General features: G+C 72.6%; 18 protein-coding genes. 14 read left to right on the top strand and 4 right to left on the bottom strand.

Annotated features, from left to right (window positions below):
- Nucleotides 1–213 precede the first annotated feature (213 nt).
- The 4 genes from pcaH to pcaDC are packed head-to-tail and all read left to right on the top strand — an operon-like array spanning nt 214 to nt 3,812.
- Nucleotides 214–984, top strand: a complete 771-nt coding sequence (gene pcaH / locus V7S47_RS22785; RefSeq protein WP_336563716.1) for a protocatechuate 3,4-dioxygenase subunit beta — start codon at nt 214–216, stop codon at nt 982–984.
- Entirely contained in the window at nt 981–1,520 is a 540-nt protein-coding gene (pcaG, locus tag V7S47_RS22780; protein ID WP_336563715.1) for a protocatechuate 3,4-dioxygenase subunit alpha, read from the top strand. Before pcaH ends, pcaG begins: the two co-directional genes overlap by 4 nt.
- A gap of 4 nt (nt 1,521–1,524) precedes the next feature.
- Nucleotides 1,525–2,622 (top strand): lyase family protein, encoded by a 1,098-nt coding sequence (locus V7S47_RS22775; RefSeq protein WP_336563714.1) that lies wholly within the window; start codon nt 1,525–1,527, stop codon nt 2,620–2,622.
- Nucleotides 2,619–3,812: a bifunctional 3-oxoadipate enol-lactonase/4-carboxymuconolactone decarboxylase PcaDC gene (gene pcaDC / locus V7S47_RS22770; protein WP_336563713.1), complete on the top strand. Its 1,194-nt coding sequence runs from the start codon at nt 2,619–2,621 to the stop codon at nt 3,810–3,812. Before V7S47_RS22775 ends, pcaDC begins: the two co-directional genes overlap by 4 nt.
- Nucleotides 3,813–3,822: 10 nt before the next feature.
- Here the strand turns inward: pcaDC and V7S47_RS22765 are convergent, their stop codons facing one another.
- Entirely contained in the window at nt 3,823–4,737 is a 915-nt protein-coding gene (locus V7S47_RS22765) for a LysR family transcriptional regulator (RefSeq protein ID WP_336563712.1), read from the bottom strand.
- Between the two features lie 79 nt (nt 4,738–4,816).
- Here V7S47_RS22765 and V7S47_RS22760 point away from each other — a divergent pair, with 79 nt between their 5' ends.
- Nucleotides 4,817–5,515, top strand: a complete 699-nt coding sequence (locus tag V7S47_RS22760) for an aspartate/glutamate racemase family protein (RefSeq protein WP_336563711.1) — start codon at nt 4,817–4,819, stop codon at nt 5,513–5,515.
- Here V7S47_RS22760 and V7S47_RS22755 read toward each other — a convergent pair.
- Nucleotides 5,512–7,083, bottom strand: a complete 1,572-nt coding sequence (locus V7S47_RS22755) for a PucR family transcriptional regulator (protein WP_336563710.1) — start codon at nt 7,081–7,083, stop codon at nt 5,512–5,514. The genes V7S47_RS22760 and V7S47_RS22755 overlap by 4 nt on opposite strands.
- Before the next feature lie 81 nt (nt 7,084–7,164).
- On the opposite strand from V7S47_RS22755, the gene V7S47_RS22750 reads away from it, so the two are divergent.
- The 9 genes from V7S47_RS22750 (at nt 7,165) to V7S47_RS22710 (ending at nt 20,082) form a co-directional block, all read left to right on the top strand.
- Nucleotides 7,165–8,682 carry a CoA-acylating methylmalonate-semialdehyde dehydrogenase gene (locus tag V7S47_RS22750; protein WP_442945375.1) on the top strand — a complete coding sequence of 506 codons (1,518 nt, stop codon included), beginning with the start codon at nt 7,165–7,167 and terminating at the stop codon, nt 8,680–8,682.
- A complete protein-coding gene (locus V7S47_RS22745; RefSeq protein WP_336563708.1) occupies nt 8,675–10,006 on the top strand; it encodes an aspartate aminotransferase family protein in 1,332 nt (443 codons plus the stop codon). The genes V7S47_RS22750 and V7S47_RS22745 overlap by 8 nt, the downstream gene beginning before the upstream one ends.
- 467 nt (nt 10,007–10,473) lie before the next feature.
- Nucleotides 10,474–11,694: an AGE family epimerase/isomerase gene (locus tag V7S47_RS22740; protein ID WP_336563707.1), complete on the top strand. Its 1,221-nt coding sequence runs from the start codon at nt 10,474–10,476 to the stop codon at nt 11,692–11,694.
- Nucleotides 11,695–12,570: 876 nt separating this feature from the next.
- Nucleotides 12,571–13,428 (top strand): pyruvate, water dikinase regulatory protein, encoded by an 858-nt coding sequence (locus V7S47_RS22735; protein ID WP_336563705.1) that lies wholly within the window; start codon nt 12,571–12,573, stop codon nt 13,426–13,428.
- A complete protein-coding gene (gene ppsA, locus V7S47_RS22730) occupies nt 13,425–15,821 on the top strand; it encodes a phosphoenolpyruvate synthase (RefSeq protein WP_336563704.1) in 2,397 nt (798 codons plus the stop codon). The genes V7S47_RS22735 and ppsA overlap by 4 nt, the downstream gene beginning before the upstream one ends.
- A gap of 162 nt (nt 15,822–15,983) precedes the next feature.
- A complete protein-coding gene (locus tag V7S47_RS22725; protein ID WP_336563703.1) occupies nt 15,984–16,361 on the top strand; it encodes a hypothetical protein in 378 nt (125 codons plus the stop codon).
- Nucleotides 16,362–16,469: 108 nt separating this feature from the next.
- Nucleotides 16,470–16,850, top strand: a complete 381-nt coding sequence (locus V7S47_RS22720) for a hypothetical protein (RefSeq protein ID WP_336563702.1) — start codon at nt 16,470–16,472, stop codon at nt 16,848–16,850.
- Nucleotides 16,851–16,882: 32 nt separating this feature from the next.
- Nucleotides 16,883–19,189, top strand: coding sequence for an arylsulfatase (locus V7S47_RS22715; protein ID WP_336563701.1), 2,307 nt, complete (start codon nt 16,883–16,885; stop codon nt 19,187–19,189).
- 89 nt (nt 19,190–19,278) lie between these two features.
- Nucleotides 19,279–20,082: a formylglycine-generating enzyme family protein gene (locus V7S47_RS22710; RefSeq protein WP_336563700.1), complete on the top strand. Its 804-nt coding sequence runs from the start codon at nt 19,279–19,281 to the stop codon at nt 20,080–20,082.
- Nucleotides 20,083–20,223: 141 nt separating this feature from the next.
- On the opposite strand, the gene V7S47_RS22705 is transcribed toward V7S47_RS22710, so the two are convergent.
- Nucleotides 20,224–20,721, bottom strand: coding sequence for an Hsp20/alpha crystallin family protein (locus tag V7S47_RS22705; protein WP_336563699.1), 498 nt, complete (start codon nt 20,719–20,721; stop codon nt 20,224–20,226).
- Entirely contained in the window at nt 20,718–22,259 is a 1,542-nt protein-coding gene (locus V7S47_RS22700) for a BCCT family transporter (protein ID WP_336563698.1), read from the bottom strand. The genes V7S47_RS22705 and V7S47_RS22700 overlap by 4 nt, the downstream gene beginning before the upstream one ends.
- Nucleotides 22,260–22,551 lie beyond the last annotated feature (292 nt).

Below are 22,551 nucleotides of genomic sequence, written 5' to 3'. Positions count from 1 at the left end.
TTGAGGTGTGAGGGCCGCCAGGCCCGAGCCTCGAAACCTGGTGGGGTGGGAGTCGGCCTCGGTCCCGGCCGTCTTGTGGCAAGAGGGGTTTCGAGGCTCGCTTCGCTCGCACCTCAACCAGCGGAGGAGCGGGGGAGCCGGACGGCGCCGGGCTTCCGCTGAGCGGAAGGCGAACGGGATGGCGCGGGTCGGTGGCGTCGTACGGTCCGGGACGTGACAGCAACCTCTTCCGACACCGCGGCCACCACCCAGGCCGAGGTCAGCGCCGAGATCGCGGCCCTCTCCCGGGCGTACGACGACGCGGGCCCGACCGAGGAACGGGTGCGGCTCGACTTCCCGCCGTACCGCAGCAGCATCCTGCGGCACCCCACCAAGGACCCGCACCACGCCGACCCCGAGGGGATCGAGCTGTGGTCGCCGGCCTTCGGTCACGCCGACGTCGACCCGCTCGAGGCCGACCTGACCCTCCAGCACGCCGGCGAGCCGGTGGGGGAGCGGATGGTGGTCACCGGCCGGGTGCTCGACGGCGACGGCCGTCCGGTGCGGCATCAGCTGGTCGAGGTCTGGCAGGCCAATGCGGGCGGACGCTACATCCACAAGCGCGACCAGCACCCCGCGGCGATCGACCCGAACTTCACCGGCGTCGGGCGCTGCCTGACCGACGGCGACGGGGTCTACCGGTTCACCACCATCAAGCCGGGGCCCTACCCGTGGAAGAACCACCGCAACGCGTGGCGCCCGGCGCACATCCACTTCTCGGTCTTCGGCAGTGAGTTCACCCAGCGGCTGGTCACCCAGATGTACTTCCCGGGCGACCCGCTGTTCGCGCTGGACCCGATCTACCAGGCCATCGTCGACCCGGCGGCCCGGGAGCGGCTGGTGGCGTCGTACGACCACGACGTGACGCAGCCCGAGTGGAGCACCGGCTACCGCTGGGACATCGTGCTCACCGGCGCGCACCGCACCCCGATGGAGGACGCGTGAGCACTCCGACCCCCGGCCAGACGGTCGGCCCGTTCTTCGGCTACGCCCTCCCGTACGACGGCGACAGCGAGCTGGTGCCGCCGGGCAGCCCGGGCGCGGTCCGGCTGTCCGGGCTGGTCCTCGACGGCGCCGGCCAGCCGGTGCCGGACGCGCTGCTCGAGCTCTGGCAGCCCGACGCCGACGGCGCGGTCTCCCGTGAGACCGGCTCGCTGCGCCGGGACGGCTTCACGTTCACCGGCTGGGGACGGGCGTCGACCGACCACGCGGGTCGCTACTCGTTCACCACGGTCGCGCCCGGTCCGACGGCCTCCGGTGCGGCGCCGTTCTTCGCGTTGACGATCTTCGCGCGTGGCCTGCTGGACAAGCTCCACACCCGCGCCTACCTCCCGGACCCCGGGGCCGACCGGCTGCTCGAGTCCGTGCCGGCCGAGCGCCGAGACACCCTGGTCGCCCGCCCGGACCGGCACGGGTTCGTCTTCGACGTCCGCCTGCAGGGCGAGGGGGAGACCGTCTTCCTGCGCCACGCGCGAGACTGACTGCATGGCTGACCTCTTCTGGCCCGGCGACGACCGGGCCGGCGACCACTTCACGTCGGAGTCGTTCCTCGCGGTGATGGTCGAGCTCGAGGCCGAGTGGGCCGACCTCGACCTGTCCGACGTCGACGCCGAGCGCCACCTGGAGTGGCTGGTCAACGAGTCCGAGCTCGGCGGCAACCCGGTCATCGGGCTCGTCGAGCTGCTCCGCGAGTCGACCGGAGACCGGTCGATCCACCGGGGCCTGACCAGCCAGGACGTCGTCGACACGGCGCTGGTGCGGATGGCCGGGCAGGCGGTCGCCGACCTGCGACACGACCTGGACGCGGTGGTCGCCCGGCTGGCCGCGCTCGCGACCGATCACCGTGACACCCCGATGGTGGCCCGCACCCTGACCCAGCACGCCATCCCGACCACCTTCGGCTTCCGGGTCGCCCAGTGGCTGACCGCCGTGCTCGACGCCCGCGACGACGTACGACGCCTCGAGTTCCCCGACCAGCTCGGTGGGGCCGCGGGGACGCGCGCAGCGATGGTCGAGCTCGGGCGGGACCTGCCGCTCGATGCGCTGCCCTGGCACACGACCCGCGCGACCGTGACCCGGATCGGCGACGCGCTCGCCGGGTGCACCGACGCCTGCGCGCGGATCGCGAACGACGTCCTGGTGCTGGGCCGTCCCGAGATCGGCGAGCTCGCCGAGGGCTCCGGCGGCGGCTCGTCGACGATGCCGAACAAGGCCAACCCCGTCCTCTCGGTCCTGGTACGGCGGGCCGCGCTGACCACGCCCCAGCTCGCCGCGACCCTGCACCTGGCGGCCGCCAGCCAGGTCGACGACCGCGCCGACGGCGGCTGGCACGCCGAGTGGGCGACGCTGCGCGACCTGGTCCGGCGCACCCTGGTCGCCGTCTCGCAGACCTCCGACCTGCTCGACGGACTGGTCGTCCACGCCGACCGGATGGCCGCGACGCTGGCGGCGGCGGGCGACGGCGTGCTCGCCGAGCAGCGCACGATGGCCCAGGCCGCGGGTCACGACCCCGCGCCGACCTACCTCGGGCAGGCGGGGGCGATCATCGACGCCGTCGTCGCCCGATCGAAGGAGAACCCATGATCCCCGCCATCACCGCGGTGCGGATGACCGGCGCCGCCCACCGCGCCGACCTGCCGCTGCTGGTCCTCGGCCCCTCGCTCGGCACCTCCGCGAGCACCCTGTGGACGGCCTGCGCCGCGGGCCTGACCGAGGTGTTCGACGTGCTCGCCTGGGACCTGCCCGGGCACGGCCACAACAAGGCCGTGCCGGAGGAGCAGTTCACGATGGCCGAGCTCGCCCGCGGGGTGCTCGCCGTGGTCGACGACGTGTGCGAGCAGCGCGGCAAGGCGGGCAGCACCTTCCTCTACGCCGGTGACTCGGTCGGCGGCGCGGTCGGGCTGCAGCTGCTCCTCGACGTCCCGGACCGGGTCGGCGGAGCAGTCCTGCTCTGCACCGGCGCGAAGATCGGCGACCCCGCGATGTGGGCCGGCCGGATCGGCCAGGTCAGCGTGTCGGGCACGCCGGTGATGGTGGCCGGCTCGGCCGAGCGCTGGTTCGCCCCGGGGTTCCTCGACCGCCACCCGGAGGTCGGTTCCGTCCTGCTGGGCGCGCTGCAGGACACCGACGACACCGGCTACACCCAGGTCTGCCAGGTGGTCTCCGACTTCGACGTGCGCGACCGGCTCGGCGAGATCACCGCTCCCGTGCTCGCCGTCGCCGGTGCACACGACGTCGCCACCCCACCGGCCCTGCTCGAGGAGATCGCCGACAGGGTCCGCGACGGCCGGCTCGTCGTCCTCCCCGACGTCGCCCACCTGGCCCCGGCCGAGGCGCCCGAGCAGGTCGCGGCGCTGCTGCGCCAGCACCTTCTCGGGGAGCCGCTCCCCGCCGAGCGCGGCGAGCGGTACGACGCCGGCCTCGCCGTACGCCGCGAGGTGCTCGGCGACGCCCACGTCGACCGGGCCACCGCGAACGCCACGGACTTCACGCGCGACTTCCAGGAGCTGATCACCGAGTACGCCTGGGGCGAGATCTGGACCCGTCCCGGCCTGGACCGGCGCAGCCGCTCGCTGATCACCCTCACCGCCCTGGTCGCCCGCGGCCACCACGAGGAGCTGGCCATGCACGTGCGGGCCGCGCTCCGCAACGGGCTGAGCGTCGAGGAGCTGAAGGAGCTGTTCCTCCAGACCGCGATCTACTGCGGTGTGCCCGACGCCAACACGGCGTTCCGGATCGCCCAGGGGGTGCTCGCGGAGGAGGGTCTGGCCTGAGCCCGGGGCGCTAGGCCCCCACCCGGGTCGGCCGGCCCCGCAGCACCTCGGCCGCCGAGGCCTGCAGTCGTTCCATCAGCGCCCGGATCGCCGGGACCTCCTCGGCGCCGGGGCGGTGCACCAGGCCGATGGTCCGCCCGCCGAAGAACGCCGAGCGGCGGACCTCGACGTCGGGGTGCCGGAAGGCGGCCAGGGCCAGCTGGGGCAGCACCGTCACACCCAGCCCGCGGGCCACCAGGTTCTGCACCACGACGTAGTCGTCGCTCTCGTGCAGGAGCTCGGGCTCGAAGCCGGCCTCGCGGCAGCAGCCGACCAGGTGCTGGCGGCAGCGCTCGCACCCGGCCACCCAGCCCTGCCCGGCCAGCCAGCGGGCCGTCACCTGCCGCGGCAGGCCCGCGTCCGGACCGGCCACCAGGTACGTCGGCTCCGCGCCCAGCGGGACGTGGGCCAGCCGGCCGTCCTCCTGCGGCTGACCGTCGTACCCGAACACCACGGCGACGTCGACGTCCCCGGTCTGCATCGCAGCCCACGCCTCGGGCGGCTCGGACTCGACGAGCGTGACGACGACCCCGGCGTGCAGCGCGCGCAGCTCCTGGACCGCGTGCGGGACCAGGGTGGCGGCGGCCGACGGGAAGGCGGCCAGCCGGACCCGCCCGGCCCGGAGGTCGGTGAGGGCGGAGAGCTCCTCGCCGGCGAGGTGCAGCTCGTTGGCCACGCTGTTGGCCCGGCCGAGCAGGATCGTGCCGGCCTCGGTGAGCCGGGTCCCGCGGCTGGTCCGCAGCAGCAGGGCCGACCCGACCTCGCGCTCGAGCATCGACAGCTGCTGGCTGACCGCCGACTGGGTGGTGCCGAGCTCGCGGGCCGCCGAGCTGAGCGAGCCGGAGCGGGCGACGGTGCGGAAGAGCAGGACGCGGCGCGGATCCACCCGGCCATCAGATCACCTAAGGGATGCTCTGAGCAATGGAAGGCTACCTGGGATCGCTGGATCGGCGGACCATAGGAGCATGGAGACCCTGGGCCTGATCGGCGGCATGAGCTGGCACTCGACGGCGACCTACTACCGGATCGTCAACGAGATGGTCGCCGAGAGCCGCGGCGGCCACGCCTCGGCCCGGATCGCCCTGCAGTCGCTGGACTTCGCGGAGATCCGCGACTGCCAGCTGCGCGGCGACTGGGACCGGGCAGCCGACCTGCTCATCGAGGCCGGCCGGCGCTGCGTCGCCGGCGGCGCCACCACCGTGGCGATCTGCACCAACCTGATGCACAAGGTCGCCCCGCAGGTCGAGGCCGCCCTCGACGTACCGCTGCTCCACATCGGGGACGCCGTGGCCGCCGAGGCCCGGCAGCACGGCTGGGGCACGGTCGGCATCCTCGGCGCCCGGTGGGTGATGGAGGAGCCGTTCTACAGCGAGCGCCTCGCCCGGCACGGCGTCGGCACCGTCACCCCGGGGCCGCGGGACCGCGCCGCGGTCGACCGCGTCATCTTCGACGAGCTCACCCAGGGCGTCGTCCGGGACGCGTCGCGCGGCACCTACCTCGACGTGATCCGCGACCTGGCCTCCCAGGGCGCCGAGGCCGTCGTGCTCGCCTGCACCGAGATTGGCCTGCTGGTCGGGCCCGGCGACAGTCCGATCCCGGTCATCGACAGCGCCGAGGCGCACGCCCGCGCGCTGGGCCGCGTCGCGCAGGGCGTGACCGTCTAGACCCCGAGCTCCGCCGCCACCAGCGCGGCGTGCAGCGACACCCGGATGTCCGGGTCGTCCAGCCGCTCGCCCAGGACGGCCTCGGCCTTCGCGAGCCGCGCGTAGTACGCCGGCCGTGACAGGTGCAGGCTCGCCGCGGCCTGGGCCTTGCCGGCCGGGTGCAGCAGCAGCGCGCGCACGGCGGCCACCAGCTCGGTGCCGTGCGCGGCGTCGTGCTCGCGCAGGGGCTCCAGCTCGCGGGCGACGAAGAGCCGCAGCCGGTCGTCGTCGGCGAGCAGGGTCAGCAGGCCACGCAGGTGCACGTCCTCGAGCCGGTGCACCGGACGGTCGGTGGGCCGGTCGGGGCGGACCGCGTCGACCACCTGCCGCGACTCGCGCAGCGTCCGGTCGGCGGTGGCCAGCGAGGCGGCCGGTCGGCCCGCGCCAACGACGGCGGAGTGGCGCCGCAGGAGCGCGGTCGCGAGCCGGTCGACAACGGCCTCGGACGCCGTCGGGGAGACGGCGAGCAGCACCCGCACGTCGTGGTCCATCTCGCAGATCAGGGCGGGCAGGCCGGCCTCGTGGGCGGCGTGCACGGCGGCGGCGAGCACCTCGCCGGCCGAGGACCGGCGCGACGCGTCCGGGCGCGGCCGGATGGTCAGGCCGACGTACGAGCGCCGGGTCGTGGGCAGGCCCGCCAGCTCGCAGCGTCGTACGACGTCCGCCGCGGCGGGGTCGGTCTGCAGGGCGAGGAGCAGCTCGTGGTGGGTGCGCCGCACCAGGTTGTCGCGGTCCCGGTCGTGCAGCCGGTGCAGGGCCAGCGCGGCGGCCCCGCGCTCCGCGATGGCCACCAGCCGCTGCGAGGGCGGGCGCGGGGAGACGACGACGAGCCGCCCCCAGCCGCGCTCGCGCGGGCCGAGCCGGGTCAGCAGCCAGCCCTGCTGCTCGTCCCAGGTCGTGCGGCCGGCCAGCGGCACCCGACCCGAGCGGGCGGTCCAGTCGTCGAGCAGCTCGCCGGGGTCGCCGGGTCCGGCGAGGTAGTCGACCACCTGGTGCTGCTCGCTCTCCAGCACGACCGTCGCGCCGGCCAGCCGCTGCACGGCGGCCAGGATCTCGCCGGGGTCGGCCTCGGCGAGGCTGAGCGCGGTGAACGTCTCGTGGACCCGCTCGGCCTCCCGCAGCTCGGCCAGCTGCTCGTCGACCACCCGCTCGCCGACCGCCTGGGTGATCCCCGCGAACCGGGTCACCCGGTGCAGGCAGACCAGCGGCAGCCCGGCCTCGGTGCAGGCCGCGACCAGGGTGTCCGGGACGGCCGACCAGCGCCGCCCGAGCTCGACCATCAGGCCCGCGGCGGACACCTCGGCCAGGCTCTCGGCGAAGGCGCGCAACCCGGCCTCGGCCTCCGGCAGCGCGATGCCGGTGGTCAGCACCAGGTCGCCGCCGCGCAGCAGTGGGGCGATGTCCGGCAGCTCGGTCGCGTGCACCCACCGCACCCGCCGGTCCAGCCCGTCCGCCCCGGTCAGCAGCACCGGCTCGGCCGCCCGCAGCACCGGCATGGCGAGCACGTCGCGCAGGGTGACGTCGGTCATCGTGGTCGCCTTACAGATCGTCGGTTTGCTATTGGGAATCGTACGGTCCGTCGGGCGCAGTCCGCGCGGGGACGCCCGAGGATGGGGCCCATGACGATCTCCCACTGGTCCGCGGGGGCGCCGTACGCCGGCTCCTCGACGCAGACGGCCGACGTGACCAATCCCGCCACCGGCCAGGTCAGCGGCCAGGTCGCGCTGGCCAGCCGCGAGGACGCCGACCACGTCATCGCCGCCGCGAAGGCCGCCGCGCCCGGCTGGGCCGCGACGTCGCTGGCCCGCCGTACCCAGGTGATGTTCGCGTTCCGCGAGCTGCTCAACTCCCGCAAGGGCGAGCTGGCCGAGCTGATCACCGCCGAGCACGGCAAGGTGCACTCCGACGCCCTCGGCGAGATCGCCCGCGGCCAGGAGGTCGTCGAGTTCGCCTGCGGCATCTCCCACCTGCTCAAGGGCGGGCACAGCCCGAGCGCCTCCACCGGTGTGGACGTGCACTCGACCCGCCAGCCGCTCGGCGTCGTGGGCATCATCAGCCCCTTCAACTTCCCGGCGATGGTCCCGATGTGGTTCTTCCCCGTCGCCATCGCGGCCGGCAACACGGTGGTGCTCAAGCCCAGCGAGAAGGACCCGTCCGCCTCGCTCTGGCTGGCCGAGCTGTGGAAGGAGGCCGGGCTGCCCGACGGCGTCTTCAACGTCCTGCAGGGCGACAAGGTCGCGGTCGACGCGCTCCTGGAGAGCCCGGACGTCGCCTCGATCAGCTTCGTCGGCTCCACCCCGATCGCCGAGTACGTCTACGAGCAGGCCAGCCGGAACGGCAAGCGCGTGCAGGCCCTCGGCGGCGCGAAGAACCACATGGTCGTGCTCCCCGACGCCGACCTCGACCTGGCCGCCGATGCCGCGGTCAACGCCGGCTACGGCAGCGCCGGCGAGCGCTGCATGGCGATCAGCGTGCTGGTCGCCGTCGAGCCGGTCGCCGACGAGCTGGTGGCCCGGATCGCCGACCGCACCCGCACGCTAGTCATCGGCGACGGGTCCAAGGGTGTCGAGCAGGAGTCCGACATGGGCCCGCTGGTCACCCGCGCCCACCGCGACAAGGTCGCGTCGTACGTCGAGGCCGGCCAGGCCGCCGGCGCCAAGCTGGTGATCGACGGCCGCGAGGTGCAGGCCGCCGGCGCGGCCGACGGGTTCTGGCTCGGCCCGACGCTGTTCGACCACGTCACGCCCGACATGGACATCTACACCGACGAGATCTTCGGCCCGGTGCTGTCCGTGGTGCGGGTGGCGTCGTACGACGAGGCCGTGGCGCTGGTCAACAGCAACCAGTACGGCAACGGCACGGCGATCTTCACCAACGACGGCGGCGCCGCCCGGCGCTACGAGAACGAGGTCGAGGTCGGGATGATCGGGGTGAACGTGCCGATCCCGGTGCCGGTCGCCTACTACTCCTTCGGCGGCTGGAAGCGCTCGCTCTTCGGCGACACCCACGCCCACGGCTCCGAGGGCGTCCACTTCTTCACCCGGGGCAAGGTCGTCACGACCCGCTGGATCGACCCCGCCAACCGGCCGACCGGCGGCCTCGAGCTGGGGTTCCCCCAGAATGACTGACCCGCAGCGCACCTACGAGCTCGACCGCAAGCACGTCTTCCACTCCTGGTCCGCCCAGGCCGAGATCACCCCGATGGTGGTGACCAAGGCCGACGGGTCGTGGCTCTGGGACGGCGACGGCAACCGCTACCTCGACTTCACCTCGCAGCTGGTGTTCACCAACCTCGGCCACCAGCACCCCCGGGTCGTGAAGGCGATCCAGGAGCAGGCCGCGACACTGTGCACGATCGCGCCGGTGGCGGCCAACGACGCCCGCTCCGAGGCGGCCCGGCTGATCGCCTCGCACACCCCGGAGGGCCTGGACAAGGTCTTCTTCACCAACGGGGGCGCCGACGCCAACGAGCACGCGATCCGGATGGCGCGACTGCACACCGGTCGGCACAAGGTGCTCTCGCGCTATCGGAGCTACCACGGCGGCACCCAGCTGGCGATCAACCTGACCGGCGACCCGCGGCGCTGGCCCAACGACCACGCCTCCGACGGCGTCGTGCACTTCTTCGGGCCGTTCCTCTACCGCAGCGCCTTCCACGCCACGACCGAGGCCGAGGAGTGCGAGCGCGCGCTGGCGCACCTCGAGCAGGTCATCGCGCTCGAGGGCCCCGGCACGATCGCCGCGATCCTGCTCGAGTCGATCCCCGGCACCGCCGGGATCATGGTCCCGCCGCCCGGCTACCTCACCGGCGTCCGCGAGCTCTGCGACCGACACGGCATCGTGTTGATCGCCGACGAGGTGATGGCCGGCTTCGGCCGCGCCGGCAGGTGGTTCGCGGTCGAGCACGACGCGGTGGTCCCGGACCTGCTGACCTTCGCCAAGGGCGTCAACTCCGGCTACGTCCCGCTCGGCGGCGTCGCCATCAACGAGGCGATCGCGGCGACCTTCGACCACCGGCCCTACCCCGGCGGCCTCACCTACTCCGGCCACCCGCTGGCCTGCGCGGCCGCCGTCGCCACCATCACCACGATGGAGGAGGACCGGGTCGTCGAGCACGCCGCCGCTCTCGGCGAGGAGGTCTTCGGCCCCGGCCTGACCGAGCTCGCCGGCCGGCACGACTGGATCGGCGAGGTCCGCGGCACCGGCGTCTTCTGGGCGCTGGACCTGGTCGCCGACCGGACCACCCGCGAGCCGCTCGCGCCGTACGGCGGCTCCTCGCCGGCGATGGGCGCGGTCATCGCCGCGTGCAAGGCCGAGGGGCTGCTGCCGTTCGCGAACTTCAACCGGATCCACGTCGTCCCGCCGCTGACCATCTCGGCCGAGGACGCCCGCGCCGGCCTCGCCATGCTCGACCGCGCCCTCGCGAAGGCGGCGGGCTCGTCGGTCGAGTAGCGAGCGCCGACCGTTCGTTGGTCTCTCTCGCGAGCGCCAGCGAGCGCCCTTCGTTGGTCGAGTAGCGAGCGCCAGCGAGCGTATCGAGACCCCCCGGCGGTTGGTCTCGATACGCCGTGTTCGTTCCTGGCCCGGCTGCTCGACCAGCGAGGGCCGGTGGGCTCGTTGGTCTCTCTCGCGAGCGCCGGCGAGCGGCCCGTCGTTGGTCGAGTAGCGAGCGCCAGCGAGCGTATCGAGACCCCTCCGCAGGTTGGTCTCGATAGCCGTGCTCGTTCCTCGCCCGGCTGCTCGACCAGCGAGGGCCGGTGGGCTCGTTGGTCTCTCGCGCGAGCGCCGGCGAGCGGCCCGTCGTTGGTCGAGTAGCGAGCGCCAGCGAGCGTATCGAGACCCCTCCGGCGGTTGGTCTCGATACGCCGTGTTCGTTCCTCGCCCGGCTGCTCGACCAGCGAGGGCCGTAGCCTGGCCGGGTGACTCCCGGAGACCCGTCGTACCTCTCGGCCCAGCGGGCCGACCTGCTCCGGTTCGCCGCGGGCTCGCGGACCGAGCAGGGCTTCGGCTGGCTCGACGAGACGGGCGCGCTCGACCCGACGAAGCCGGTCGAGCTGTGGATCACCTGCCGGATGACCCACGTCTTCTCCCTGGCCGTGCTGGCGGGGGAGGAGCCGGCGCCCGGCGGCCCCGATACGGCCGAGCTCGCCGAGCTGGCCGAGCACGGCGTCAGCTCGCTGCTCACCCATCTGGCCGACCACGAGCACCGGGGCTGGTACGCCGCGGTCGGCCCGGACGGAGTCGTCGACGACTCCAAGCAGTCCTACGGGCACGCGTTCGTGCTGCTGGCCGCCTGCTCGGCGCTGCTGGCCGACGTACCCGGGGCCGACGAGCTGGTCGCGCTGGCGCTGACCGCCCAGGAGCTGCACTTCTGGGACGACGAGGCCGGGCTGGTCGTGGACCGGTGGGACCGCACCTGGACCGAGCTCGACCCCTACCGCGGCGTCAACGCCAACATGCACGCCGTCGAGGCCTACCTCGCCGCCGCCGACGTCACCTCCGGGGACGGCTTCGCGAGCGACTCGGTCTGGTACACCCGGGCCGGCCGGATCGCCAGCCAGGTCCTGGACTGGGCCGAGGCCAACGACTGGCGGATCCCCGAGCACTTCGACGAGCAGTGGCAGCCCCTGCTCGAGCATCACCGCGACGAGCCCGCCCACCCCTTCCAGCCCTACGGCGCCACCGTCGGCCACGGTCTCGAGTGGGCCCGGCTGGTGCTGCCCTTCGGCCTGGTCCAGGCCGCCACCGAGCTCGCCGACCGCGCGGTCGCCGACGGCTGGGCCGCCGACGGCGCCGACGGGTTCGTCTACACCACCGACTGGTCCGGGCAGCCGGTCGTGCGCGAGCGGATGCACTGGGTCGCCGCCGAGGCCGTCAGTACCGCCCACGCCCTCCACGACGCGACCGGCGAGCAGCGCTGGGCCGACGCCGCCACCACCTGGTGGGGGTACGTCGACCGCTGCTTCGTCGACCACGAGCACGGCTCCTGGCACCATGAGCTCGACGCCCAGAACCGCCCCGCCGCGACCGTCTGGCCGGGCAAGCCGGACGTCTACCACGCCTTTCAGGCCGCGCTCGCCCCCGAGCTCGCCGGCGGCACGTCGTACGCCGGAGGTCTCGCCACCCGTCACCCCGACTGACGCCGGTCGAGCCGCGGTGCCCCACGCCGGTCGAGCCGCGGTGCCCCACGCTGGCTGAGGTGCGGGGCCCCACGCTGGTTGAGGTGTGAGGGCCGCCAGGCCCGAGCCTCGAAACCCGGTGGGGTGGGTGTCGGTGTTGGGTGGGGCCGATTCTTGGCAAGACGGGTTTCGAGGCTCGCTCCGCTCGCTCCTCGACCAGCGTGGGTCGGGCTGCGTTGGCACTGGGGTTCGCTGGTGCGCGTCGCCCTGATTGACGCTGGTTGAGGTGTGAGGGCCGCTAGGCCCGAGCCTCGAAACCCGGTGGGGTGGGAGTCGGTCTGGGTTGAGGCCGGCTGTTGGCAAGACGGGTTTCGAGGCTCGCTTCGCTCGCACCTCAACCACCGTGGGGGGGTCGCTCCGCTCGCTCCTCGACCAGCGTGGGTCGGGCTGCGTTGGCACTGGGGCTCGCTTCGCTCGCTCCTCGACCAGCGTGGGTCGGGCTGCGTTGGCACTGGGGTTCGCTGGTGCGCGTCGCCCTGATTGCTGGTTGAGGTGTGAGGGCCGCTAGGCCCGAGCCTCGAAACCCGGTGGGGTGGGAGTCGGTCTGGGTTGAGGCCGACTGTTGGCAAGACGGGTTTCGAGGCTCGCTTCGCTCGCACCTCAACCACCGTGGAGGCTCGCTTCGCTCGCACCTCAACCACCGTGGAGGCTCGCTTCGCTCGCACCTCAACCACCGTGGGGGGCTCGCTTCGCTCGCACCTCAACCAGCGGTGGGGGTCGCGCCTCGACCGGCGTGGGGGACCCGTTGTCCATGTGACGTCTCCGACACGGGACACCCGGGGTACTGGGTGGGATCAGCGAGTAGGTTGCGGGACACCCCACCCGGAGGACGGCGCGATGGACGATGAGCAGGACGTCGTACCCGTGTTCTTCCTGTCCGACAGCACGGGCATCAGCGCGGAGACGATGGGCAACGCGCTGCTCATCCAGTTCCCCGACACCCGGTTCGAGCGGACCCTGATCCCGTTCATCCACACCGTGGACGACGCCCGCCGTGTGGTGGCGCAGCTCGACGAGGCGATGGACGGGCCGATCACGCCGCTGGTGTTCTGCACGGCGGCGACCGACGAGGTCCGGGCCGAGCTGCACCAGACGCGCGCGCCGCTCATCGACTTCTTCGAGATGCACATGGCGAAGGTCGAGACGATCATCGGCCAGCAGGGGGTCCGCGAGGCCGCCCGGCTGCACGGCGTCGGCGACATCAAGCGCTACAACTCGCGGATGGCGGCGGTCGAGTTCACCATCGAGCACGACGACGGCCAGAGCCTGCGGGCGCTGGAGAAGTCCGACGTGATCCTGCTGGCGCCCTCGCGCTGCGGCAAGACCCCGACCAGCATGTACCTCGCCCTCCAGCACGGGCTGTTCGTCGCGAACTACCCCCTGGTCGACGAGGACCTGGAGGCCGACGACCTCCCGGAGCCGGTGCAGCCCTACCTGGAGCGCTGCTTCGGTCTCGTCACCACCGTCGACCGGCTCAGCCGGGTGCGCAACGAGCGTCGCCCGAACAGTCGGTACGCGTCTCCCGAGCAGTGTCGCTGGGAGCTGCGCCGGGCGGGCGAGCTGTTCAAGGCCCACCGCCTTCCGGTCATCGACTCGTCGGCGAAGTCCGTCGAGGAGATCTCCGCGCTGATCCTGCAGACCCTCAAGTCCGACGCCCGGTCCCGGCGCCGGCAGTCCGAAGGGAAGTCGTCATGACCAACACGAACGTCCGGTGGTTCTCCGAGCTCGGCCTCGCCGACCTGGAGCAGGTCGGCGGCAAGAACGCCTCCCTCGGCGAGATGGTCTCCCAGCTGTCCGACCTCGGCGTCCGGGTGCCCAACGGCTTCGCGACGACGTCGGACGCCTTCCACCGCTTCATCGGGGAGACGGGGCTGAAGGAGCGGATCGCCGGCCTGCTCGACGGCCTCGACACCGACGACGTACGACGCCTCGCCGAGGTCGGTCGCGAGATCCGGACGGCGGTCGTCGAGCAGCCGTTCCCCGAGGACCTCGAGGCCGACATCCGTCGCGCGTACGACGAGCTGGCCGCCGAGACCGAGGGCGAGCCGTCGTTCGCCGTACGCTCCAGCGCCACGGCCGAGGACCTCCCCGACGCCTCCTTCGCGGGCCAGCAGGAGACCTTCCTCAACGTCCGCGGGATCGACGCGATCCTGCAGGCCATCCGGGAGGTCTTCGCGTCGCTCTACAACGACCGGGCGATCGCCTACCGCGTCCACCACGGCTTCGCCCACGCCGACGTCGGCCTGTCCGCGGGCGTGCAGCGGATGGTCCGCTCCGACATCGGCTCCTCGGGCGTGCTGTTCACCATGGACACCGAGTCGGGCTTCACCGACGCCGTGTTCGTGACGTCGGCGTACGGCCTCGGCGAGGGCGTCGTCCAGGGGGCCGTGAACCCCGACGAGTTCTACGTCTACAAGCCCGCCCTGCGCGCGGGGCGACCGGCGATCCTCAAGCGTGGCGTCGGCGGCAAGGCCACCAAGATGGTCTACACCGACGACGCGGCGGTCGGCCGTACGACGGAGTTCGTCGACGTCGACGCCGCCGACTCGCGGCTGCTGTCGCTGACCGACGCGGAGGTCGAGGAGCTGGCCCGGCACGCGCTGGTGATCGAGGAGCACTACGGCCGGCCGATGGACGTCGAGTGGGGCAAGGACGGCGTCGACGGGCAGCTCTACATCCTCCAGGCCCGCCCCGAGACCGTGCAGTCGCGCGTGACCGGCGCCCTCGAGCGCTACAAGATGCCGAAGGGCGCCGCGACCGGCGTCGACGTGCTCGTCGAGGGCCGCGCGATCGGCCAGAAGATCGGTGCGGGCGCCGTCCGGGTGCTGACGTCGGTCGAGAACATGCACGAGTTCGAGACCGGCGAGGTGCTGGTCGCCGACATGACCGACCCCGACTGGGAGCCGATCATGAAGCGGGCCTCGGCCATCGTCACCAACCGCGGCGGGCGGACCTGCCACGCGGCGATCATCGCCCGCGAGCTCGGCATCCCCGCGGTGGTCGGCACCGGCTCGGCCACCAAGACCCTGGCCGACGGCCGCGAGGTGACCGTCTCCTGCGCCGAGGGTGACACCGGGCTGGTCTACGAGGGCCTCCTCGACTTCGACGTCGAGCGCACCGAGCTCGACTCGATGCCCGACGTACCGGTGAAGATCATGATGAACGTCGGCACCCCCGAGCAGGCCTTCGCCTTCTCGCGGCTGCCCAACAAGGGCGTCGGCCTGGCCCGCCTGGAGTTCATCATCAACCGCCAGATCGGCATCCACCCGAAGGCCCTGCTCGACCTGGCCGCCGACCCGACCGCGCTCGACGACGGGCTGCGCGCCGACATCGAGGAGACCATCGCGGCGTACGACGGCCCGCGCGAGTTCTTCGTGCAGCGCGTGGCCGAGGGGATCTCGATGATCGCGGCCGCCTTCGCACCCGAGCCGGTGATCGTGCGGATGAGCGACTTCAAGTCCAACGAGTACGCCAACCTGGTCGGCGGCGAGGGCTACGAGCCCGACGAGGAGAACCCGATGATCGGCTACCGCGGCGCCTCGCGGTACCTGTCGGAGGACTTCGCCGAGTGCTTCGCAATGGAGTGCGAGGCGCTGCGCCACGTCCGCGACGAGATGGGCCTGACCAACGTCAAGGTGATGATCCCGTTCGTGCGCACCCTGAAGGAGGCGCGTGGCGTCATCGACCTGCTGGCCGAGCACGGTCTGAAGCGCGGCGAGAACGACCTGCAGGTCGTGATGATGTGCGAGCTGCCGTCGAACGCCGTGATCGCCTCGCAGTTCCTGGAGCACTTCGACGGTTTCTCGATCGGCTCCAACGACATGACCCAGCTGACCCTCGGCCTCGACCGGGACTCCGGCCTGGTCGCCGACGGCTTCGACGAGCGCGACCCCGCCGTACTCCACATGCTCGACCTGGCCATCACCGCCTGCCGCGACGCCGGCAAGTACGTCGGCATCTGCGGCCAGGGCCCCTCCGACCACCCGGACCTCGCCGAGTGGCTGCTGGAGCGCGGCATCGAGTCGATGTCGCTCAACCCCGACACGGTCGTCGACACCTGGCTGCGGCTGGCCAAGGTGAGCGGCTGAGGGGGCCGGGGGGAGAGTTTCATCGGCTGGCCGATGAACCTCCCGGCGGGACGACAAAGGTTCATCGTCCCGGCGTGAGTTTCATCGGCTAGCCGATGAAACTCACCGGGCCCCCCGGGGGAGGCTCCAGCCACCGGATCGCCGACCCGCGACAATAGGCCCATGCGGTTCACCGAGCGGGAGATGACGGAGGGGCTGACCGGCGCGGCGAAGCTGGTCGCCGCACGCGGGAAGGCCGACAAGAAGGACGAGGTCTGGGAAGGCCTGACCCGGTTCCAGCGCTACCAGCTGCTCGACTCGCTCGGCACCCAGGTGCTCGCCACCCTCGTCGCGCTGCCCGATGTCGACGTCGAGATCGGCACCCGCCCGACCTTCACCGACGCCCAGGTCACCGAGGCGGTCGAGGGCACCCTCGGCGACGTCGGCCGGCTCAAGCGCAAGATGCAGCTCGCCGCCCGAGTGGCGCTGGTGAAGACGGTGCTCGAGCACGTCCCGCCCCGCCAGGACCCGGATGCGCTGATCATTCCCGACCACCTCTGAGGGGTCCCGGCGGGTTCTCCGTCGTTCCGCAGGTGGCGGATGTATCGGGGGCCGCCCCGCCCGCTCCTCAGCCTCGAAGGGGCGAGACTCGCCCCGGGAAGGTGCGTCATGAAGCTCTCGGTCCTCACCACCGCGGCGGTCCTCGCCGCCGGACTCATCACCGCGGCCGCGCCGGCACAGGCCGCGCCGGCTGCGCCCGCCCGGGCCAAGGTCACCGTCACCATCACCGCCGACGGCACCGACATGTCCGGCGTCGTACGGAGCACGCGTCCGAAGCGCTGCGCCCAGGACCGGACGGTCAAGGTCTTCAAGCTGGTCGCCGGCGAGCCGCACCTGTGGGCGACCGACACCACCGACCTGCAGGGCGGCCGCTACGTCTGGTCGACCGGCAACACCGGCACCGAGGGCCGGTTCTTCGCCAAGGTGGCTCGCAAGGCCGGCTGCAAGGGCGACGTGAGTCCGACGATCCGGGTGCGCCGCAACGACTGAGCGCCGCGCCCGGTCTCTAGGCTGAGCCCACCATGACCAGCCCGGACCGCACCCAGCTCCCGCTCGATGTCGACACCTCGGCCCGGCCGATCGGCCCGGTGCGACCGGGGAAGGGCGCGCCCAACGTCGTCATCGTGCTCATCGACGACATGGGGTACGGCGCCTCCTCGGCGTACGGCGGCCCCTGCGAGATGCCGACCGCCGAGCGACTGGCCGGGGACGGGCTGCGCTACAGCCGCTTCCACGTGACGTCGCTGTGCTCGCCGACCCGGCAGGCGCTGCTGACCGGCCGCAACCACCACTCGGTCGGGATGGGCGTGACGTCGGAGATGTCGACGCCGGAGCCGGGCTACCACGGCTACCGGCCGGCCAGCGCGGCGACGATCGCCCAGATCCTCGGCGGCAACGGCTACTGCACGGCGGCGTTCGGCAAGTGGCACCAGACCCCGCCGGTCGAGGTGAGCCCGTCCGGGCCGTTCACCCGCTGGCCGATGGGGGAGGGCTTCGACTTCTTCTACGGCTTCATGGGCGCCGAGATGAACCACTGGTACCCGCAGCTCTACCAGGGTCGCCACCCCGTCGAGCCGGACCGGATGCCCGAGGACGGCTACCACCTCTCCGAGGACCTCGTCGAGCACGCCATCGACTGGGTCGAGAACCAGCAGGCGATCACCCCCGAGCGCCCCTTCTTCACCTACCTCGCGCTCGGCGCGACGCACGCGCCGTTCCACGTCGCCCCCGAGTGGCGCGACAAGTACGCCGGCCGCTTCGACCAGGGCTGGGACGCGCAGCGCGAGGAGATCCTGGCCCGCCAGCAGGAGCTCGGCATCGTGCCGGAGGACGCCGAGCTCGCGCCGTGGGCCGAGGGCGTGCCGCACTGGGACGAGCTCGACGAGACCGAGAAGCGGGTCGCGGCCCGGTTCATGGAGACGTACGCCGGGTTCGCCGAGCACGCCGACGTGCAGGTGGGCCGGTTCGTCGACGCGCTCGACGAGATGGGCGTCCTCGACGACACGCTGTTCTTCTACCTGCTCGGCGACAACGGCGCCTCGGGCGAGGGCGGCCCGCGCGGCACCTTCCGCGAGCACCTGGTCGGCCACGGCATCCAGGACGACACGGCCGACATGGCCGCGCGGCTCGACGAGCTGGGGTCCGCGTCGACGTACCCGATCTATCCCGTGGGCTGGGCGCTGGCGATGAACACGCCGTACCCCTGGACCAAGCAGGTCGCCTCCCACCTCGGTGGCATCCGCGACGGGATGATCGTGCGCTGGGGCCGCGAGATCGCCGACCGCGGCGGGATCCGCCACCAGTGGCACCACGTCATCGACGTGCTGCCGACCATCCTGGAGGCCGCCGACCTGCCCGCGCCGGAGACCTTCGGGGGCGTCGAGCAGCAGCCGATCGAGGGCACCAGCCTGCGCTACACCTTCGCCGACCCCGACGCGCCCGACCGGCGCGGCACGCAGTACTTCGAGATGGTCGGCAACCGTGGGATCTACCAGGACGGCTGGGCCGCGGTGACCCGGCACGGCACGCCCTGGGAGATGGTCGGCTCGGGCGACAGGTCGTTCGACGACGACGTGTGGGAGCTCTACCACCTCGACACCGACTGGAGCCAGGCTCACGACCTGGCCGCGCAGCACCCGGAGCGGCTGGCCGAGCTGCAGCAGGTGTTCCTGGAGGAGGCCGAGAAGCACCACGTGCTGCCGCTCGACGCCCGGGTCACCGAGCGCGAGAACCCCGAGGTCGCGGGCCGACTCGACCTGCACGCCGGCCGCTCCCAGCTGTCGTTCGGGCCGCGGGTCCGCCGGCTGTCGGAGGAGGCCGCGCCCAACGTCAAGAACCGCACCCACACCATCACCGCCGACCTCGAGGTACACACCGGCACCAACGGGGTCGTGGTGGCGCAGGGCGGCCGCTTCGGCGGCTGGTCGCTCTACGTCGTCAAGGGCATCCCGCACTACGCCTACAACTTCGCCGGCCGCGACCTGACCACGGTGCGCGGCACCGCGCCGATGACGCCGGGCCGCCACGACCTGGTCATCCGCTTCTCGTACGACGGCGGCCCGCCCGGAAGCGGTGCCTCGGTGACGCTCGAGGTCGACGGGGTCGCCGTCGGGACCGGGACGATCCCGGTCACCACCGCCTACTACTTCTCCTTCGACGAGACCTTCAACGTGGGCGTCGACCGCGGCACGCCCGTGACCGACGACTACCGGCCGGTCCACAACCGGTTCGAGGGACTGATCCACCGGGTCCGCTTCGACCTCGACGGCGTCGCCGCCCCCACCGGTGACGACCCCGGCCGGGCCCGCGCGGTGATGGTCCACCAGTGAGCAGCTGCTGCGCCCCATCCCGCGACCCGGACGACCAGCGCCCGGCGCCCCCGGTGGTTGAGGAGGTTGCGCAGCAACCGCCGCCCCCGGTGGTTGAGGAGGTTGCGCAGCAACCGTCTCGAAACCACGACCTCCTCCTCATCCCCGGCGGCCCCACCCTCGTCGGCAGCGACGACCCCGACCACCCCGAGGAGTGGCCGGTGCGCGAGGCCGCGCTGGCGCCGTACCGGATCGGGCGGTGCGCGGTGACCAACGCCGAGTACGCCGCCTTCGTCGCCGCGACCGGGCACACCTCGGACGCCGAGCGGTACGGCTGGTCGTTCGTCTTCGGCCCCTTCCTGCCCGACGACTTCCCGCCGACCCGCGGCGTGGCGGCGGCCCCCTGGTGGCGCCAGGTCGAGGGCGCCGACTGGGCGCACCCGGAGGGCCCGCAGTCCTCCGTCGCGGCGCGGACCGACCACCCGGTCGTCCACGTCTCCCGCCTCGACGCCGAGGCGTACGCCGCCTGGCGCGGCGCCCGGCTGCCCACCGAGGTCGAGTGGGAGCACGCCGCCCGCGGTGGTCTGACCGGCCGGCCGTTCCCCTGGGGGGACGAGCTGGAGCCGGGCGGGGAGCACCGGATGAACGTGTGGCAGGGCGACTTCCCGACCCGCGACACGGCCGCGGACGGCTGGTCCGGGACCTGCCCGGTCGACGCCTACGAGCCCAACGGATACGGGCTGCACAACACCACCGGCAACGTGTGGGAGTGGTGCGCCGAGACGGTCAGCCGCGGAGGGTCGTACCTGTGCCATGCGTCGTACTGCCGTCGCTACCGGGTCTCCGCCCGGCAGGTGCAGTCGCCCGACGACAGCACCGGCAACCTCGGGTTCCGGATCGCGGCCGACGCCTGACGCCCCTGACGCTGGTTGAGGTGCGAGCGAAGCGAGCCTCGAAACCCGGTGAGCCGAGAAGCTGCCGGTGGTCCCGGGCCGATGGGGGCTCACGGGGCTTTGGAGGCCAGGCGCGGGGCGCCTCCGCACCTCGACCGGCGGCTAGTCGCGTCCGACGGTCCGCGAGGTCTTGCCCGACGACTTGTCGGTGAGGGCGATGCGGGTGCTGTCGGCCGGGCTGACGCCGTTGCTGACCGTGACCTCGACCAGCCCATCGTCGAACTCGGCGTGGATCTGGTCGGGGTCGGTGCCCTCGGGCAGCGTGATGGTCCGGCGGAAGGCACCGTAGAAGCGCTCGCGGACGAGGAACTCGACCCCGTCCTCGGAGGCGTCCTGAGGGCGGGCCCCCGACACGGTGAGGACGCCGTGGCTGAAGCTCAGCTCGACGTCCTCGGGGTCGACGCCGGCCAGCTCGACCCGGATCACCAGGTCCTCGCCGCGGGCCAGGATGTCGGTGGCCGGCACCCACGCCGAGGCGTGCGTCCGCTCGGCCGGGGTGAGGGCGTGCTCGGGCCCTCCGTGCACGCCGGTCGAGCGGACCCGGGCCAGCTCGCTGAACAGGTCGGTGACGCCCTCGAAGGGGTTGCGGCGCTCGGTCATGCGTTCCTCCCGGTGGTCTCGCGCTCCTGCTCGGTCGTCGTCGGGGTCGCGCGGCCCTCCTCGCGCAGCGCCTTGACCCAGCAGTAGGCCACGCCGACGAGCACGACGGTGAAGGGCACCGACCCGAGGACGGCGGCCTGCTGCAACGCGGTCAGGCCGCCCACGAGCAGCATCGCGCAGGCGATGCCGCCCATCAGCACGCCCAGGACGACCACGACGATCCGCGACGGGGTGATCGACCCGCGGGACGCCATCGTGGCCATCACGACCGAGGCGGCGTCCGCGCCGCTGATGAAGAACAGCGCGATCAGGATGATGCACAGCGCGGAGCTGATCACCGGCAGCGGGAGGACGTCGAGGGCGGTGAACAGCGACAGCTCCAGCGGTGCTCCGAGCACGTCGACCTCGCCGCTGCGCTGCAGCTCGATGCCGGTGCCGCCCACGATGGCGAACCAGATGAAACCGAAGCCGGTCGGCGCCGCGACCACCCCCACGATGAACTCGCGGATGGTCCGCCCGCGGGAGATGCGGGCGACGAACATGCCGACGAAGGGCGCCCACGAGACCCACCAGGCCCAGTAGAAGATCGTCCAGTTGGCCATCCACTTCTCGTCGCCGACGCCGGTCTCCAGCGACATCGGGATCACCTGGATGACGTAGTCGCCGATCGACTCGATGCCGTTGCTGATGACCAGCACCGTGGAGCCGCCGACGACCAGGAAGAACAGGAACAGCACGATCGTGGCGACCGAGCCGAGGTTGGCCAGGAAGTTGATGCCCTTCTCGACCCCCGACGTCGCCGAGAGGATGAACAGGCCCGTGACGACCACGATGATCGCGACCGCCACGCCGTTCGACTTGGGTACGTCGAGCAGGTAGTCCAGTCCGCTGTTGAGCTGCAGGCCGTTCAGACCGAGCGCGGTCGCCGTACCGAAGAGGGTGGCGACGATGGCCAGCGCGTCGACGAGCCGGCCGATCGGCTTCTGGTGGGCGTCCGGGCCGAGGATCGGCGTGAAGGTCGCGCTCACCAGGACCGGCTGGTCCTTGCGGAACGCGAAGTAGGCCATCGCGCCACCGAGGACGGCGTACATCGCCCAGCCGTTGAAGCCCCAGTGGAAGTAGGTGTAGCGCAGCGCGGTCAGCGCCGCCTCCTCGCTCTCCGGCTCGGCGAGGCCGTGCGGCGGGTTGGCCCAGTGGGTCACCGGCTCGGCGATCCCATAGAAGAGCAGCCCCGCCCCGAGCCCGGCCGCGAACATCATCGAGACCCAGGAGAAGGTCCGGAAGTCGGGAGTGGAGTCGTCCGGCCCGAGCTTGATCTTCCCCCACGGCGAGAGCGCGAGGTAGAGGCAGAGGAGCAGCACCCCGGTCGCGATCAGGATGAACGCCCAGCCGAAGTTGCCGACCACCCAGCCGGTGGCCTCGCCCATCACCGTGCCGAGGTTGTCCGGGGCGACCAGCCCCCAGGCGACGAAACCGGCGATGAGCACCGCCGAGCCCCAGCAGACCGCCGGGTCCACGTCCTTCAGGTACCGGTTCATCTCGCGCCCCTCCCGAGGATGTTCGCGCGTCCTCGTCCGGTGAGTCGGTCGCGAGGTGGCGACCAGCCTTGTGGCGCGGTCGCGCCGGTGTCAATGAGGCGGGGTGTACCCACCGATCGGGGCCGTCTATCGGTCCCGCGGTGCCGAGTCAGCAGAAATGGCGGGGGGGGGGGGCCCCCCCCGGGGGGGGGGGGGGGGGGGGCCCCGCGGGGGGGGGGGTCCTCGCCGGTCACGCCGTCGATCGCCTCGCGGAGCAGGTCGGCGTGACCGGTGTGGCGGCCGTACTCCTCGA

Origin of the sequence: Nocardioides sp. CCNWLW216, from assembly GCF_037120545.1 — a bacterium.
GTDB lineage: Bacteria > Actinomycetota > Actinomycetes > Propionibacteriales > Nocardioidaceae > Nocardioides > Nocardioides lianchengensis.
This window is presented reverse-complemented; position numbering and strand designations above follow the sequence as displayed.

Excerpts from the sequence above, each read along its gene's own strand:
- V7S47_RS22775 (WP_336563714.1), top strand. The coding sequence starts at position 1,525 with ATGGCTGACCTCTTCTGGCCCGGCGACGACCGGGCCGGCGACCACTTC.
- pcaDC (WP_336563713.1), top strand. The coding sequence starts at position 2,619 with ATGATCCCCGCCATCACCGCGGTGCGGATGACCGGCGCCGCCCACCGC.
- V7S47_RS22760 (WP_336563711.1), top strand. The coding sequence starts at position 4,817 with ATGGAGACCCTGGGCCTGATCGGCGGCATGAGCTGGCACTCGACGGCG.
- V7S47_RS22755 (WP_336563710.1), bottom strand. The coding sequence starts at position 7,083 with ATGACCGACGTCACCCTGCGCGACGTGCTCGCCATGCCGGTGCTGCGG.
- V7S47_RS22750 (WP_442945375.1), top strand. The coding sequence starts at position 7,165 with ATGGGGCCCATGACGATCTCCCACTGGTCCGCGGGGGCGCCGTACGCC.
- V7S47_RS22745 (WP_336563708.1), top strand. The coding sequence starts at position 8,675 with ATGACTGACCCGCAGCGCACCTACGAGCTCGACCGCAAGCACGTCTTC.
- V7S47_RS22735 (WP_336563705.1), top strand. The coding sequence starts at position 12,571 with ATGGACGATGAGCAGGACGTCGTACCCGTGTTCTTCCTGTCCGACAGC.
- ppsA (WP_336563704.1), top strand. The coding sequence starts at position 13,425 with ATGACCAACACGAACGTCCGGTGGTTCTCCGAGCTCGGCCTCGCCGAC.
- V7S47_RS22725 (WP_336563703.1), top strand. The coding sequence starts at position 15,984 with ATGCGGTTCACCGAGCGGGAGATGACGGAGGGGCTGACCGGCGCGGCG.
- V7S47_RS22720 (WP_336563702.1), top strand. The coding sequence starts at position 16,470 with ATGAAGCTCTCGGTCCTCACCACCGCGGCGGTCCTCGCCGCCGGACTC.
- V7S47_RS22715 (WP_336563701.1), top strand. The coding sequence starts at position 16,883 with ATGACCAGCCCGGACCGCACCCAGCTCCCGCTCGATGTCGACACCTCG.
- V7S47_RS22705 (WP_336563699.1), bottom strand. The coding sequence starts at position 20,721 with ATGACCGAGCGCCGCAACCCCTTCGAGGGCGTCACCGACCTGTTCAGC.
- V7S47_RS22700 (WP_336563698.1), bottom strand. The coding sequence starts at position 22,259 with ATGAACCGGTACCTGAAGGACGTGGACCCGGCGGTCTGCTGGGGCTCG.